General features: G+C 64.3%; 14 protein-coding genes. 8 read left to right on the top strand and 6 right to left on the bottom strand.

Going from position 1 to position 13,851, the window contains the following annotated elements; all coding sequences use genetic code 11:
• Positions 1–19 precede the first annotated feature (19 nt).
• From LK535_RS10625 to LK535_RS10610, 4 genes are read left to right on the top strand one after another with little or no spacing between them, the layout of a single operon-like run.
• Complete coding sequence (locus LK535_RS10625) at positions 20–1,117, top strand: MlaE family ABC transporter permease (protein WP_227771868.1); 1,098 nt, start codon at positions 20–22, stop codon at positions 1,115–1,117.
• A complete protein-coding gene (locus LK535_RS10620) occupies positions 1,117–1,929 on the top strand; it encodes an ABC transporter ATP-binding protein (protein ID WP_227771867.1) in 813 nt (270 codons plus the stop codon). The genes LK535_RS10625 and LK535_RS10620 overlap by 1 nt, the downstream gene beginning before the upstream one ends.
• Positions 1,929–2,891 carry an MlaD family protein gene (locus LK535_RS10615; RefSeq protein ID WP_227771866.1) on the top strand — a complete coding sequence of 321 codons (963 nt, stop codon included), beginning with the start codon at positions 1,929–1,931 and terminating at the stop codon, positions 2,889–2,891. Before LK535_RS10620 ends, LK535_RS10615 begins: the two co-directional genes overlap by 1 nt.
• Before the next feature lie 8 nt (positions 2,892–2,899).
• Positions 2,900–3,481, top strand: a complete 582-nt coding sequence (locus LK535_RS10610) for an ABC-type transport auxiliary lipoprotein family protein (RefSeq protein ID WP_227771865.1) — start codon at positions 2,900–2,902, stop codon at positions 3,479–3,481.
• Between the two features lie 112 nt (positions 3,482–3,593).
• Here LK535_RS10610 and LK535_RS10605 read toward each other — a convergent pair whose 3' ends face one another.
• The 4 genes from LK535_RS10605 to hemC form a co-directional block, all read right to left on the bottom strand.
• Positions 3,594–4,997, bottom strand: a complete 1,404-nt coding sequence (locus LK535_RS10605; protein WP_227771864.1) for a M20/M25/M40 family metallo-hydrolase — start codon at positions 4,995–4,997, stop codon at positions 3,594–3,596.
• A gap of 108 nt (positions 4,998–5,105) precedes the next feature.
• Positions 5,106–6,014 (bottom strand): hypothetical protein, encoded by a 909-nt coding sequence (locus tag LK535_RS10600; RefSeq protein WP_227771863.1) that lies wholly within the window; start codon positions 6,012–6,014, stop codon positions 5,106–5,108.
• Positions 6,015–6,038: 24 nt separating this feature from the next.
• Positions 6,039–6,707, bottom strand: coding sequence for a uroporphyrinogen-III synthase (locus LK535_RS10595; protein WP_227771862.1), 669 nt, complete (start codon positions 6,705–6,707; stop codon positions 6,039–6,041).
• Entirely contained in the window at positions 6,704–7,609 is a 906-nt protein-coding gene (gene hemC / locus LK535_RS10590) for a hydroxymethylbilane synthase (protein WP_227771861.1), read from the bottom strand. Before hemC ends, LK535_RS10595 begins: the two co-directional genes overlap by 4 nt.
• A gap of 91 nt (positions 7,610–7,700) precedes the next feature.
• On the opposite strand from hemC, the gene tsaD reads away from it, so the two are divergent.
• The 3 genes from tsaD to LK535_RS10575 are packed head-to-tail and all read left to right on the top strand — an operon-like array spanning position 7,701 to position 10,218.
• Positions 7,701–8,726 carry a tRNA (adenosine(37)-N6)-threonylcarbamoyltransferase complex transferase subunit TsaD gene (gene tsaD / locus LK535_RS10585; protein ID WP_227771860.1) on the top strand — a complete coding sequence of 342 codons (1,026 nt, stop codon included), beginning with the start codon at positions 7,701–7,703 and terminating at the stop codon, positions 8,724–8,726.
• Positions 8,723–9,694, top strand: a complete 972-nt coding sequence (locus LK535_RS10580) for an NAD(P)H-dependent glycerol-3-phosphate dehydrogenase (RefSeq protein WP_227771859.1) — start codon at positions 8,723–8,725, stop codon at positions 9,692–9,694. Before tsaD ends, LK535_RS10580 begins: the two co-directional genes overlap by 4 nt.
• On the top strand, positions 9,691–10,218 hold the full coding sequence (locus LK535_RS10575; protein ID WP_227771858.1) for a DUF1697 domain-containing protein: 528 nt from the start codon (positions 9,691–9,693) through the stop codon (positions 10,216–10,218). Before LK535_RS10580 ends, LK535_RS10575 begins: the two co-directional genes overlap by 4 nt.
• A gap of 43 nt (positions 10,219–10,261) precedes the next feature.
• On the opposite strand, the gene LK535_RS10570 is transcribed toward LK535_RS10575, so the two are convergent.
• Both LK535_RS10570 and LK535_RS10565 read right to left on the bottom strand, forming a co-directional pair.
• Positions 10,262–12,115 (bottom strand): AsmA family protein, encoded by a 1,854-nt coding sequence (locus LK535_RS10570; RefSeq protein WP_227771857.1) that lies wholly within the window; start codon positions 12,113–12,115, stop codon positions 10,262–10,264.
• 117 nt (positions 12,116–12,232) lie between these two features.
• Positions 12,233–12,394 (bottom strand): DUF1674 domain-containing protein, encoded by a 162-nt coding sequence (locus LK535_RS10565; RefSeq protein WP_227771856.1) that lies wholly within the window; start codon positions 12,392–12,394, stop codon positions 12,233–12,235.
• A gap of 41 nt (positions 12,395–12,435) precedes the next feature.
• Between LK535_RS10565 and LK535_RS10560 the strand changes: the two genes are divergently transcribed.
• Positions 12,436–13,728, top strand: a complete 1,293-nt coding sequence (locus tag LK535_RS10560; RefSeq protein ID WP_227771932.1) for an RsmB/NOP family class I SAM-dependent RNA methyltransferase — start codon at positions 12,436–12,438, stop codon at positions 13,726–13,728.
• Positions 13,729–13,851 lie beyond the last annotated feature (123 nt).

Genomic DNA, 13,851 nt, shown 5'->3' with positions numbered 1-13,851 from the left:
TTTCCGCAAAGGGTGGGGGATGGGCGCATTGGCCGAATTCAGCGAGGACGGGGGCAAGCTGCGCTTCACCGGCGACTTGCTGCTCGCTCGCCTGGATGATCTTCCCGGCCGGCTTGATACCTATCCCGGCGCGATCACGGAGCTCGACCTTTCCGGTATCGGGCGAATGGATACGATTGGCGCCTGGGTCGTGTATCGCTTCGCCAAGAAGCACGGTGCTCGGATCACGGGCCTGAAGCCTGAGCATCAGCACCTTCTCGATCAGGTGGGGATTGCCGACCAGCCGGTTTCGACCCGTCCAGTATATGTCAGCCCGTTCAACCGTGTTCTCGGCGAAGTCGGGGAAGCGGTGGTCATGTCGGGCCGCACCCTTCTGGGCCTGCTCGGCTTCCTCGGTGCAACGGTTCTCGCCTTCATCAGCGTGATCAGGCATCCGCGCCGCTTCCGGTTCAACGCGACTGTTCAGCGCTTCGAAGTGGTCGGGGTTTCGGCGCTCGGCATTATCGGGCTGATGAGCTTCCTCATCGGCATCGTCATTGCGCAGCAGGGTGCAGTGCAATTGCGACAGTTCGGCGCGGAGGTGTTCACGATCAACCTGATCGGCCGCATTACGCTGCGCGAGCTTGGCGTGTTGATGACCGCGATCATGGTTGCTGGCAGGTCCGGATCCGCGTTTGCGGCGCAGCTTGGCACAATGAAGCTGACCGAAGAGGTCGACGCCATGCGCACGATCGGCGTTTCCCCGATGGAAGCGCTGGTGCTTCCGCGCACGATCGCCGCCGTCATGCTCATGCCGTTGCTCGGTTTTTACTCCTCGCTCATCGCGATCATCGGAGGCGGGCTGTTATGCTGGTGGCAGCTCGAAATTCCGCCCGTGACCTATGTGGCGCGCTTGCGTGAGGTCGTACCGATCACTGACCTGTACGTGGGGCTCATCAAGGCACCTGTGTTTGGCGCCATTATTGCGATCGCCGGTTGTTTTCAGGGGATGCAAGTGGAGGGTGATGCCGAGCAGGTCGGTACCCGGACCACCGCAGCTGTCGTTCAGGCCATCTTCCTCGTGATCGTCCTGGACGCTTTCTTTGCCGTGTTCTTCGAACGGATCGGCTGGATCTGATGAGCAGTTCCGAGAACATCATCGAAGTTCGCGGCCTGAAGAACGCGTTCGGGGACCAGGTTGTCCACGAGAACTTGGACCTGGATGTGCGGCGAGGCGAGATCCTTGGCGTGGTCGGGGGATCTGGCACGGGCAAATCCGTGCTCATGCGCTCCATCATCGGTCTTCAGAGCCCCTCCGCGGGTGAGGTGACGGTATTCGGAGAGCCGACGCTTGGCCGTGAAGAAACCGAGGCCGTCGAGATTCGCAAACGCTGGGGCGTGTTGTTCCAGGGCGGCGCTCTTTTCTCAACGCTGACCGTGGCCGAGAACGTGCAGGTTCCATTGCGGGAGTTTTACCCGAACCTCGACCTGGCGCTGCTGGACGAAATCGCCTCATTCAAGGTGATGATGACGGGGCTCCCGGCCGACGCTGGGCCGAAATATCCGGCGGAACTGTCCGGTGGGATGAAGAAGCGCGCCGGGCTCGCGCGTGCGCTTGCGCTCGACCCGGAGCTCCTGTTCCTTGATGAGCCGACGGCTGGCCTAGACCCGATCGGCGCCGCGGCGTTCGACGATCTTACGCGGTCGCTCCAGAAAACGCTGGGGCTTACGGTGTTCCTGATCACGCACGATCTGGATACGTTGTACGCGATCTGTGATCGGGTGGCGGTGCTGGCCGACAAGCGCGTCATCGCCGTCGGAACGATCGACGAACTGCTCGCGCTGGAGCATCCATGGATTCAGGAATACTTCCGCGGGCCACGTGGCCGAGCCGCTGTGGCGACGCGAGAGGTTGCGGCAGGCGCCAAGGCAAAGTCAGGGGCTGATTGATGGAAACCCGTTCCAACCATGTGCTGGTCGGCGCCGTCGTGCTGATCCTGCTGGCGGTGCTGGCGCTCTTCACGGTGTGGATTGCGCGATTGGGCGGCGCCACGCAGAACGAGTATGACATTTTCTTCAAGCAGTCGGTCGATGGTCTCGCCCGAGGGTCGCAGGTCACATATTCCGGTGTTCCTTCAGGACAGGTGAAGTCGATCCAGCTTTGGCGCAATGATCCTCAGTTCGTTCGCGTTCGCATTGAAGTCAGTCAAGAAACGCCGATCCTGCAAGGTACCGCCGCGACCATCCAGGGAAGCTTCACCGGAACCAGCACCGTAAGTCTGGACGGCGCCCGCAAGGGCGCCCCGCCGATCGTCTGCCCTGAGAATGATGATGGGCGACAGTGCCCTTATGGAGTGCCGGTGATCCCGACCCGTACGGGCGGTCTCGGCGCGATCCTGAATTCCGCGCCGCAGTTGCTGGAACGGCTGTCCACGTTGACGGAGCGGCTGACCGGGCTGCTGACCGATCGCAACCAGGCATCCATCGCCGGTATCCTGGAGAACACCAATCGTCTGACCGACGCGCTGGCAGACCGCGGCCCTGAAATCGCTGCAACGCTTGCGCAGACCCGTATCGCCATCCAACAGGCGGGCGACGCGGCCCAGCAGATCGGTGAGCTCGCAGCCACGACAAACGGCGTGCTGGCTCAGGATGTTCGCCCGACGATCGTCAACCTGAACGAAACGATCCGCTCGGCGCGGCAAAGCACGGAAACGTTGAACAGCGCCTTCCAGGACGCGCGCCCTGGGCTGCAAACATTCTCCAAACGCACCGTTCCGGAGATCAACCAGCTGGTACTCGATCTGCGGCAGATGTCGGCAGCCCTCGCCTCGGTGGCCGAGAAGGTGGATCGGCAAGGCGCAGGGTCGCTGATCGGTCAGCAAAAGCTGCCGGACTATAAGGGCAAGTGAGAACGGATATGAAAAAGTTCCTGATCGGTCTTGCTCTGCTGCCGCTTGCCGGCTGCATCAGCTTCGGTGCCAAGCCGCCGGAGTCCTTGCTTAGTCTTACCGCGGCTGAACAGGTGCCAGTGGGGCAGGCACAGTCATCGGCAGGAGCACGGACTGTCACGATCCAGGTGCCGGCAGTGCCGCAGGCACTGGCGAACAACCGCATACCGGTGCAGGCGAGCGCAACCGACATCGCCTATGTCAAGGATGCGCAATGGGTGGAGCCCCCTGCGCGGCAGTTCGCGCGGCTGCTGTCCGACACGGTCACGGCGCGGACGGGTCGCGTCGTCCTTTCAGGTGCACAGTCGCTCGCGGATCCCGGCGCTCGGCTTGCCGGTGAACTGCGGATGTTCGGTGTGGACGCAGCAACGTCAAACGCCGTGGTCACTTACGATGCGGCCTTGGTCCGCGACGAGGGCGGCGCGCTGGAAAAGCGTCGTTTCGAAGCACGCGTGGCGGTTTCCGCGATTGAGCCTGCACCCGTCGGCGTGGCGCTGAACCAGGCAGCAAATCAGGTCGCCGGTGAAGTGGCTGATTGGATCGGGCGCTAAGCTGCCGAGGATCAAGGCTGAGCAAGAAAGCGCCGGCGGCTGAAATTGCCTCAGGCGCGTAAGGCCTCGTCCGGGCTCCCGCGGAGGAACCCGGACCGATGTCTTTCCAGTGTTACTCTGCCAGGGTCTTCGCTAGATCGAAGAGATAGGCCCGTCCTTCGTAGAGGGACGTCACGCGAATACGCTCGTTCAGACCATGCGTGCCGTTGAGGTCGGGCTCCAGAAACAGGCCAGGTACGCCATAAACGGGCATGTTGAGCGTGCCGAAGAACACACCGTCCGTCGCCCCCGTCGACATCATGGGGACCACCGGCACACCGGGGAAGTGCTTGGCGGCGAGCGACTGCACAGGTCCCATGATCTTTGGATCAAGCGGCGGCGGAACGGCAACGGGGCGAACGGGCAGGTTGGCGGTAACCGTCACCTTTGGTCCGGCAAGCTCTTTTAGCTTGGCGAGCGTCCCGTCCACGGTTTCGCCCGGAAAGATGCGGCAGTTTACGTTAGCCGTGGCGCGCTGTGGAAGGGCATTTTCCGCATGGCCAGCGTTGACGAGCGTCGCGACGCAGGTTGTCCGAAGCGTGGAGTGCAGCACCTTGTCACGGCTGACGATTTCGTCGGCGCTCTGGTCCTTCGGATTGGCGAGCAACCGCTGGATCGCCGCGGAGGTGGGCGATGGCAGCGCCTTGGCGTTGGCCGTGAAGAAGGCCCGGGTGGTGTCAGAGAATCTGATCGGGAATTCGTAATTCTGCACCCGTTTGATAGCATCAGCGAGATCGTAGATTGCATTCTCCGGCGTCGGCGCAGAGCTGTGGCCGCCCGGATTGGTCGCGACGAAGGTGAAGTTCTGCGCCGCTTTCTCGCCGACCTGGATCGCAAGTGCCTGCCGCTGCCCGCGGGCGTCGAGCCGGCCGCCGCCTCCTTCGTTCAGCACGAAATCGGCCCGTACCAGTTCTGGTCGGTTCCGTGCCAGCCAATCGGCACCATTGAAGGCGTAGGTGGTTTCCTCACCACAGGTAAGGGCCATCTTGACGGTTCGTTTCGGGCGAAAATTCTGCTGGCGGAAGCGGATCATCGTGTCGGCCCAGATCGATGACATCGACTTGTCGTCTACGGAGCCGCGGGCATAGTAGAAGCCGTCCTCTTCGACGAGCTTGAACGGGTCGCGCTGCCAATCCTCACGCTTCGCGGCGACCACGTCGAGGTGGCCGAGCAACAGCATCGCCCCGGCTTTCGGATCCGAGCCGGGCAGTGTCGCCACCAGCCCGCCATCCTCGGGATGCTCGGGTGTGGAGAAGATGACCAGATCGCTGTCCGAATAGCCGGCGGCCTTCATCCGATTGGCGATTTGCCGGGCAGCGCGTGTGCAGCTTCCTTGATCAACGACCGTGTTGGTTTCGACCAACTCCTTGTACAGGTCGAAGAAGGCTTTCTCGTCGGGGCGGTTCTGCGCAGTTGCGGATGGAGCCAGGCTCAACCCCGCCAATGCTGTTGCTGTTGTCCGCCAATACCCGCGCATCCCGCTCTCCCTTTTCATTTAAGCACCGATGCTTGCAGGGAAAGTGCGCCGAGGCAACGCTCCAATGAACGTGGACCCAATACCGGAAGAATGCAGGCGTTCGTTGGATCAGCCCTGCGTATCCCCTTGATCCGAGGGCCCCTTCATGGCGGGCGCTGCTGGCTGGGATGGCTGCTGCGCTGCTTGTGCGGCCCCCGCAATGGTGCCGACGATCGCCGCAGTCTCTAGGGCTTCCAGCGCTCGGTCGGCTGCAACATAGCGCCGCGCGGCGTTCGTCCAGTTTACGGCCTGTGAGCCACCCGGAAGGCGCTCCACCTCGTCCAACGCAGCTTCCACCCGTCCCGCATCAACCAGCCGTCGTGCCCGCGTCAGTCGCTCAGACGGGATGGCGGAAGGCAGATTCGCTTCACGAAGCACGATCAGGTGGCGCAGCTCGTCGAGAAGACCGTCGAACCAGTGCCGCGATCCGGGGTTTAGCAAAAGGGATGAATTCGCCTCGAGCGCCTCACGAAGTCCCTCCAGGGTCACCGGATCACGGCCAGCCTGGATAACCGTGTCCACGGCTTGCCGCTGCGTGGTGCCGAAACGACGGCGGAGTTGTTCTTCGAGATAGCCGAGCGGCCTGCCGCGTTCGATAGAACGCCGGGCCGCAAAGGCGACCAGGATCGCCTCAGCCCGGCCGGCGCGATCGGCCGAGGCGGTAACGTCAAGCTCCATTCCGGCAGCGCGCGCCTCCAGTGCCGCCAGTTGTGCGGCCAGCGCGCTTTCTCGCGTGGCGAGCGTCACCGGATCGACGGGGCCGACGACGGGAGCGCCGGGCTGCATGGCGGCCGCTGAACCCGTCTCAGCGCTCGGTGCTGCCGCGGGCGTGGGTGTCTGCTGCCACCAACCTGCACGGTCCTGCACTGAGAGCCACATCAGGCCAAAGCCAACGATCAGCGCCAGCACCACGAATATAGTGATTAGGCCAACTCGCGACCGGCGCGGAGCGGGATCGAGCGGCACAGCTTCATCCATGAGCGCCTTATCCCCAGCGGATCGTTACTGGTCAATTGCGAGCGTGCAGGTGGCTGCCACCAAGGCAGCATCGTTCGGCTCCTTGGCGATCACGATGCGGTTCCAGCCGGTTCCGGCCGCGTCCACAACGGCGCTGCTGATCGCAGCGATCCGCACGGTTTTGGGATCCACGACATCACGCTCGAGCAAATGACGGAAGTGTGTCGCTGCGCGCGACGAGTGAAGAAGAGCCACTGCCCCTTGTGCCACGCGTAACGCATTCGGCGGGGGGGTCAGCGGATTGCTGGCGTAAACCGGAATGTCCGTCACCCCCTCGAGGCGCGTCCGCTCACGACCCGTTAGGCGTAGTATCCGGTGCCATCCGTTTTGACGCGCCAGGGCGAGTGCTTGCGCGCCATCGCTGCAACCCACTGCCGCGACCGTGAAGCCGGCAGTGCGCGCCGCCGCCGCCGTGCCTCGACCGACAGCGACTACGGGTAGCGCCCGCAGTGCAGAAAGAGCAGATCCCGCCTGACGGACAGCGTTGGCGCTCGTCAGCAATAAGGCATCATATTGATCGGCTGGCGGGGACCAGGCGATCGGCGCAACCCGGAAAAGCGGCAATCGAATAGCAAGCAACCCAGCGGCCCTCAGTCGATCTGCGGTCGCTGAGCCGCCAGGCTCCGGGCGCAAGACGAGGGCGGGGCGTTTCACCCCCCGAACAACCGCCGGATCGACGAAGGCGCCCGCTCCAGCAGGTCTGCTGCCAACGCCATGCCGAGCGTCTCGCCACCGGCCCCCGTCATGCTGCCGGCGATGTGAGCCGTGCCATCTTCATCCAGCAACTCGGCCGCCAGCGTCATTGTCCCGTCCTGCCAAGACGCAAGCGCCCCCACTGGCGAGTGACAAGTGGCTCCAAGAGCCGCGAGCAAGGCGCGTTCCGTGCGAACACAAAGATGGGTAGCCGTGCAATCGATCGCCTGGACGAACTTGCGTGCTGGTCCGCCCGCCAGAGTTTCAATGCCTACTGCGCCTTGCGATGGCGCGGGCAGGGTGCCGTCGACGGACAGAGGTGTGCCCGTATCGTGACGCTCGAGCCGTTGCAGGCCAGCGGCTGCCAACAACGTGGCATCCACTTCGCCAGCCGCCAGCTTCCCGAGGCGCGAGTCAACGTTACCCCGAAGCAACACGATGCGCAGGTCGGGCCGACGCCGAAGCAGCTGCGCTCGACGACGCGGCGAGCTGGTGCCGACCACCGCTCCTTGCGGCAGCGCCTCGATCGACTCCGCACCGATCAGGCGATCACGAACGTCTGCGCGGGGCAGCATAGCGGCGATGGCGATCTCGGCCGGCCGGATCGTTTCAACGTCTTTCATGGAGTGGACGCAAGCGTCCACCTCGCCGGCCAGTAGCGCGCGATCCAGCTCCTTGGTCCAAAGCGCCTTTCCGCCAATCTCGGCCAGGGCGCGATCCTGAATCCGATCGCCCGTGGTGCGAACAACCACAATCTCGACATCGTCCCAGCCGTGCGCCGCCATCAACGCGTCTCGAACCATGCCCGCCTGCGTAAGGGCGAGCGGCGAACCGCGGGTGCCAAGCCTGAAGGTGTTCGCCATGGATCGTTTGTACTCAGCCATTCGGGAGAGCCGCTCTATCGGACCTGGGCCGCCCTTCGACAAGCTCCGGGCGAATGGATAAGGGAGGCCGATGCTCATCCTCGGCCTGGAATCATCGTGCGACGAAACTGCGGCAGCGATCGTCACTGGCGACCGGCAGGTGTTGGCGCACCGCCTTGCGGGGCAGGAAAGCGAACACCGGCCTTATGGCGGCGTCGTGCCGGAGATCGCGGCTCGGGCGCATGTCGAGGCTCTTGAGCCCCTGGTTCAGGCCGCGCTGTCTGATGCAGGCGTAACGCTGGCGGATGTGGACGCGGTGGCAGCCACGGCCGGCCCGGGCCTGATCGGCGGCGTGATGGTGGGGCTGGTGACCGGAAAGGCACTTGCTCATGCCGCAGGCAAGCCGCTCGTCGCCGTCAATCATCTGGAGGGCCACGCACTCAGCCCTAGGCTGGCTGATCCCAACCTCGCGTTTCCATATCTGCTGCTCCTGGTATCGGGTGGGCATTGCCAGCTGCTGCTGGTCGAGGAAGTGGGCAGCTACCGCCGTTTGGCGACAACGATCGACGATGCCGCGGGCGAGGCCTTCGACAAGACGGCAAAGCTGCTTGGCTTGGGCTTTCCGGGTGGTCCGGCCGTTGAGCGCGCCGCAAAGGCCGGAAACCCTACGGCAGTGCCCCTGCCTAGGCCGTTATTGCGTTCGTCGGAGCCGCATTTCTCCTTTGCCGGGCTGAAGGCGGCGGTCGCGCGAGTGATTGGCGAATACCCACCAGAGGACATCGCTGCGTCTTTCCAGGCAGCGGTGGTGGATTGCCTCATCGATCGGACGCGACGCGCCCTGGCACAGGCAAATGGCGCGACTGCCCTGGTCGTCGCCGGCGGTGTGGCAGCCAATACAGCGGTGCGTGACGCCTTGTCGTCACTCGCAAGTGCCAACGGTCTCCGCTTCGTCGCACCGCCGCTATGGCTGTGTACGGATAACGCGGCCATGATCGCCTGGGCGGGGGCCGAGCGCTTTTCCGCCGGATTGGTCGATCCGCTTGATACGCCTGCGCGGGCCAGATGGCCGCTGGATCCGAATGCAGAGGCAGTTCGCGGCGCAGGGGTGAAGGCGTGAAGATCGGCGTGATTGGAGGCGGGGCGTGGGGCACCGCCTTGGCTCAGGTGGCAGCGCGCAGCGGCGACGTGCTGCTCTGGGCGCGTGAGCCGGAAGTGGTAGAAAGCATCAACGCCCGGCACGAGAATACTACTTTTCTGACCGGTGTGCCGCTTTCACCAGCGATCCGCGCGACCGGGCTTCTCGCTGATCTCGGCGGGCACGATGCATTGCTGGTGGTGGCGCCTGCACAGCATGTCGGTGCCGTGTTGCGCGCCACACCAGTCGGTCAGACGCCGCTCGTACTATGCGCGAAGGGCATCGAGGCGGGAAGCCGGCTGCTGGTTGGCGAAGTGGCGCAAGCAGTTCATCCGGAAGCTCCCATCGCCGTGCTTTCCGGTCCGACCTTTGCCCATGAAGTCGCCGCTGGCCTGCCGACTGCGGTGACGCTCGCCTGTGCAGATGAGGCGCTTCAGACCAGACTGGCGGCTCGGTTGGCCAGCCCCAGCTTTCGTCCATACGCATCGACGGACGTGATCGGGGCGGAGATCGGCGGAGCGGTCAAGAATGTACTCGCGATCGCTTGCGGCGTTGTTGAAGGGGCGGGTCTCGGTCAGAACGCCCGTGCTGCGCTGATTGCCCGCGGCTTCGCGGAAATGACCCGTTTCGGGATGGCGCGGGGAGCCAGGCCGGAAACATTGGCCGGTCTTTCCGGACTCGGCGATCTGGTCCTCACATGTTCGTCGACTAGCAGCCGCAACTTTTCGCTGGGTCTTGGCCTCGGGCGTGGCGCCTTGGCGGCGGACCTGCTGGCGGATCGCCGTACTGTGGCGGAAGGCGCCTTCACCGCTCCTGTTCTGGCCGAGGCAGCGACAGAGGCGGGGATCGACATGCCCATCACGGCGGCGGTTTGTCGCTTGCTCGATGGTGTGCCTGCGCGCGCTGTCATCGACGATCTCCTGGCTCGCCCGTTAAGAGAAGAGGGATGATGCGCTGGGCTGCGCTTCCTCGCGCGATCAACGCGGGCAAGCCGCTGCCCATGGCCGATCTGCGGTCCTTCCTCGAGAGCGAGGGAATGGCTGATGTTCGCACCATTCTCGCATCCGGCAATGCCATATTCTCGTGCGGTGCAGATGCAGCAGTGATTGAAGCGCGGCTGGAGGAGGCTGCTAAGGCGAGACTGTCGCTTGATACGACATGGTTTGTGCGCAGCCACGCGGAGCTCGCCGCCATTGCGGCAACCGCGCCCTTTCCTGAAGCAATCGCCGCCCGGCCGAACCATGTCCAGGTGCTGTTTTATCGCCAGCCACTGGACCCTGCGCGCATGGAGGAACTGGTGGCAAGCTACAATGGTCTCGAGCAGGTGCTAGCGATCGGGCGCGAACTGTACGTCGATTATCCCGAGGGGATCGGCCGATCCAGGTTTTCGGCCTTGCTGACCAAGGGGAAACTGCCGCCGTCCACCGGGCGTAATTGGAGCACGCTGCTGAAGCTCGTCGAGGCAACCCGCTAACTCGGCACGCCGGCATTGACGGGCGCAGGCGTTAGAAGCGGAGCTATTGCAGCACTTGGCGGGTAAGGGCACCGCAATCTGCTTCCTGAGCCGCTGGTCCCTGCCGACCCGTGATCGCGCGGCCGATGGCCTTGAATACGTTGGCGACCGACTTGACCTGCCGCGGCACGACGACGTTTGGCTCGCTGATCGTGCCATTCATGATTGCCGAACCGGGCAGCTTCAGCACCGCGTCGTGCTTTGGCGCGCCGGTCAGCCGGATGGATAGTTGTTCATCGGGGAAGGTGATGGTTCCTTGGCCATCCAGCCGACTTTGCGACGTATCCACCACGAATGGTCCGACGCGCCCGCTGCCATTGCGCATTGTCAGCCCGACGATCACACACCGCAATGTTGCACGGTCCGCCTGTCTTGCGAGAAGCGCCCCACCGGCATCGAAGCCGAGGGCTTCGGCAATCTCCTTGGGCAGCTCCCCATCGCGAGCAGCAAGGCCGATCCGCCCGCTTGAGTTGCCGACGGCCTCACGGATGGTGCTCCCGCGGCCGGCAAGAACGGCACGTGCGTCAACGCGACCCGTGACGGTTCCGCCGCCGCCGGCAAGCGCCGGGATGCTGCTGCCAGTCAGCCGGAGATCGAGCCTAACCAGCGGGACCGGCCCGTCTTCACCTTGGTCGATCACGGCTGTGCCGGTAATACGCCCTTGGCGAAGGCCGATGGTCAGCGGGGACACCGTCAACACACGGTGCTCCAGTACCAAAGTGCCGGCGAGGCTGGTCAACGAAGAAGGTCCGTGCCGGCTCACGATATGGGAGACTTTCAGGCTGATGCGCCCGTCCGTTCGGCCGATCTTGGCCAAGTTCACCCGCGTGTCGGGTACGATCCGGGGTCCGACGGCCTGCTTCTTCACTGCGGCTCTTCGCAAGCCCTCGTCGGAAGAGAGGTCGTCAAAGTCGAGCTGCCGAGACTCGAACGATCCCTCGAGCTTCGTTCTGCCTGCCGTCTTGATGACGGTGAGTTGCCCTGAAAGATCAGACCTGCCGACCCGTCCGTTGAGTCGATCGATCAACCAACGATCCGGCTCACGTCGCACCTTGGCGGCAAGCACGACTGGTTGAGTGTGAAAGAGGCCTGCTTCGATCACCGCGTCGACGAGCTTCAGGTCGCTCGCACGCGCCGTAACCTCCAGCGACATGTGCTCAGTGTCGAGCGGTGCCGCCATAGTGCCCTTGGCATGCATCGAGAGATCATCGCCCGTCAGCCGGGCATCAAACGGCCATTTGCCCTGTTTTTCGCCGGAGATCGCTGGTCCCTTGGCGACGACGCGCACCGGCGTGCCGCGGATCTCGCCGGTGCCCGTCACACGCAGACCCGCAGCCGGATCGGACTCAATCGCCAGGTCGAAATTGCGGTTCTGCTTATCGTCGCGATACCTCAGCCGCGATTGGCGCACGACGAGTTGATCAAGTCCCCCGCCGCCGATTCCGCCGCGACCAGTGCTACCGCGCCAGTTCTCACGTCCGTCAGCCGCGCGGATCAGGTTGAGTTGCGCCCCTTCGATCGAGACGTCCTCAAGCGCCAGTCGGCCTGTGACGAGCGATAGCGCGCTGAAGCCGACTTCCATGCGTGCCACACGCGCCAGATCGACGGAACCGGCCCAGGCTGGACCAGGGATCCGCACATCGCGGAGTCGAACGGAGGTCGTAAAGCCGAAATTGTCGACGCGCTCCATGGCGCCAACGGCGACCGGACGCCCGAAGCGTGCCGTCATTCGACTTTCTAGTAAGCCCTTCAGCAATCCCCAAGGAAACGCAGCGAGCGTTACCGCCAGGATAGTGATGATCACTGTGATCAGGACGGCCGCAATCCGGAGACGTGGGCGCAGTAGCGGGCTCAACATCGGTGCTGAGACGTTTGGAACCCGCCTTCGTTCCGGTTGCGAAAGGAGGTCACTGCGACTGGCTCAATCCCTTCAGCTCCTCAATCACGCAGAACAATTGCGTTCAAGCGGCCTCAATCAGAAATCAACGGCAATGCCCTTCTTCTCCCAGTCCCCATAACGCACCGGATCACGGCCGAGCGGGTCTTCCGCCGGACGCTCCATCGGTGCCGGTGCAGGTACAGGCTTGTTGGGCGACAGATAGGCGGGCGGTTTCACCTGAGGAGGGCGTTTTGACATCAGCTCTTCCGGTTAAGGCCGTAAGCCGCCACATGGGCCCGATGCCTTCCCCCGCCAAGCCCCGTTCTACCGCAAACCGCCGCCCCGCTGATCCGCCAGGCACAGCTGCCCGCCGGGCCGCATTGCGGCTTTTGGACGCAGTCTTACGCCGCGGCGAGCCTCTCGAGGCGGCGCTGCCTTCGGCAGCGCGCGGCTTGGAAGGGGCAGATCGCGGCCTTGCCCATGCGATCGCGGCTGAGGCGTTGCGTCGTTTGCCTGATCTGGATGCACTCATCGACTCGGCGACTCGCCAGCCGCTGCCGGACGATGCGAAGGCGCGGACCGCATTGCGCGTCGCCCTGGTTCAGACGCTGGCGCTTGGGACCCCGCCGCACGCCGCAATCGCCACGGTGCTGCCCTTGGTGGATGGCGGTCCGCGCAAGCTGGTTCATGGCGTGTTCGGCGCCCTGACCCGCGGCGGCGCAATGCTGCCTGAGTTGCCCTCGCTTCCTAGTCCAGTGGCGGATCGGTGGCGTGCGGCTTGGGGCGAGGGGGTGGCCACTGCCGCCGCTGCCGCCATAGCGGCACCTCCGCCACTCGACCTGACACTCGCGAGCCCCGACGCGCTCGCTCCGGAGGGCGCGAGCCTGGCGGCGGATCACCGTCGGCTCGTGGATGCCGCACCGGTCACGCAGCTGGTGGGCTATGCTGAGGGCAATTGGTGGGTGCAAGACGTGGCGGCATCGTTGCCCGCGCGTTTGCTGGGCAGGGGGCCGGGCAAAGTCCTCGATCTATGCGCAGCGCCCGGAGGCAAGACCATGCAGCTGGCAGCAGCCGGCTGGGATGTCACGGCGCTGGAGATCGCGCCATCCCGCGCAGCTCGGTTGCACGAGAATCTTGCGCGCACCCACTTGCCTGCAAAGGTGGTGATCGCCGACGCGTTGGATTGGTCTCCTGCGGAGCCGTTCGACGGGCTGCTGTTGGACGCCCCTTGTAGCGCCACGGGCATTTTTCGCCGCCATCCGGACGTTCTTTATCGCGCGCATTCTGGTGTGGTCGAAGAAATGGCCGCCTTGCAGTCCCGCCTGCTTGATCGCGCAGCCACCTGGGTCCGGCCAGGAGGGCGTCTCGTTTATGCTACCTGCTCGCTTGAACCCGCGGAGGGAGAAAAGCAGTTGGATCGCTTCCTGGCGTCTCATCCCGACTACACGCTCGAGCCTCCAGCAGCTGAAGAGCTGCCGGCCGGGATCGAGCCGAATGACAGCGGCTACGTGCGGACGCTCCCCGGCACTCTTGCCGATGTCGGGGGGTGCGACGGCTTTTTCGTCGCGCGGCTTCTGCGCGCTTCCGCCTGAACCGATCGGGCGTTAAGGATTTTTCCCGTTGCCCCATTTGTCCGGCTTGCGCTGATCGGAGCCACCGCCTTCTCGGTTCGAGGGATCCAGGCAGTCTTCCGACAGGCAGGCCGAACAACAATC

Origin of the sequence: Sphingomonas sp. IC4-52 (assembly GCF_020707225.1) — a bacterium.
Taxonomy (GTDB): Bacteria; Pseudomonadota; Alphaproteobacteria; order Sphingomonadales; family Sphingomonadaceae; genus Sphingomonas.
Note: the sequence above shows the minus strand (reverse complement) of the source record. Positions and strands in the feature narration are given on the sequence as shown.

Bases quoted from the DNA above. Each gene is read 5' to 3' on its own strand.
- LK535_RS10625 (WP_227771868.1), top strand. From the start codon at position 20: ATGGGCGCATTGGCCGAATTCAGCGAGGACGGGGGCAAGCTGCGCTTC.
- LK535_RS10620 (WP_227771867.1), top strand. From the start codon at position 1,117: ATGAGCAGTTCCGAGAACATCATCGAAGTTCGCGGCCTGAAGAACGCG.
- LK535_RS10615 (WP_227771866.1), top strand. From the start codon at position 1,929: ATGGAAACCCGTTCCAACCATGTGCTGGTCGGCGCCGTCGTGCTGATC.
- LK535_RS10610 (WP_227771865.1), top strand. From the start codon at position 2,900: ATGAAAAAGTTCCTGATCGGTCTTGCTCTGCTGCCGCTTGCCGGCTGC.
- LK535_RS10605 (WP_227771864.1), bottom strand. From the start codon at position 4,997: ATGCGCGGGTATTGGCGGACAACAGCAACAGCATTGGCGGGGTTGAGC.
- LK535_RS10600 (WP_227771863.1), bottom strand. From the start codon at position 6,014: ATGGATGAAGCTGTGCCGCTCGATCCCGCTCCGCGCCGGTCGCGAGTT.
- hemC (WP_227771861.1), bottom strand. From the start codon at position 7,609: ATGGCGAACACCTTCAGGCTTGGCACCCGCGGTTCGCCGCTCGCCCTT.
- tsaD (WP_227771860.1), top strand. From the start codon at position 7,701: ATGCTCATCCTCGGCCTGGAATCATCGTGCGACGAAACTGCGGCAGCG.
- LK535_RS10575 (WP_227771858.1), top strand. From the start codon at position 9,691: ATGATGCGCTGGGCTGCGCTTCCTCGCGCGATCAACGCGGGCAAGCCG.
- LK535_RS10570 (WP_227771857.1), bottom strand. From the start codon at position 12,115: ATGTTGAGCCCGCTACTGCGCCCACGTCTCCGGATTGCGGCCGTCCTG.
- LK535_RS10565 (WP_227771856.1), bottom strand. From the start codon at position 12,394: ATGTCAAAACGCCCTCCTCAGGTGAAACCGCCCGCCTATCTGTCGCCC.
- LK535_RS10560 (WP_227771932.1), top strand. From the start codon at position 12,436: ATGCCTTCCCCCGCCAAGCCCCGTTCTACCGCAAACCGCCGCCCCGCT.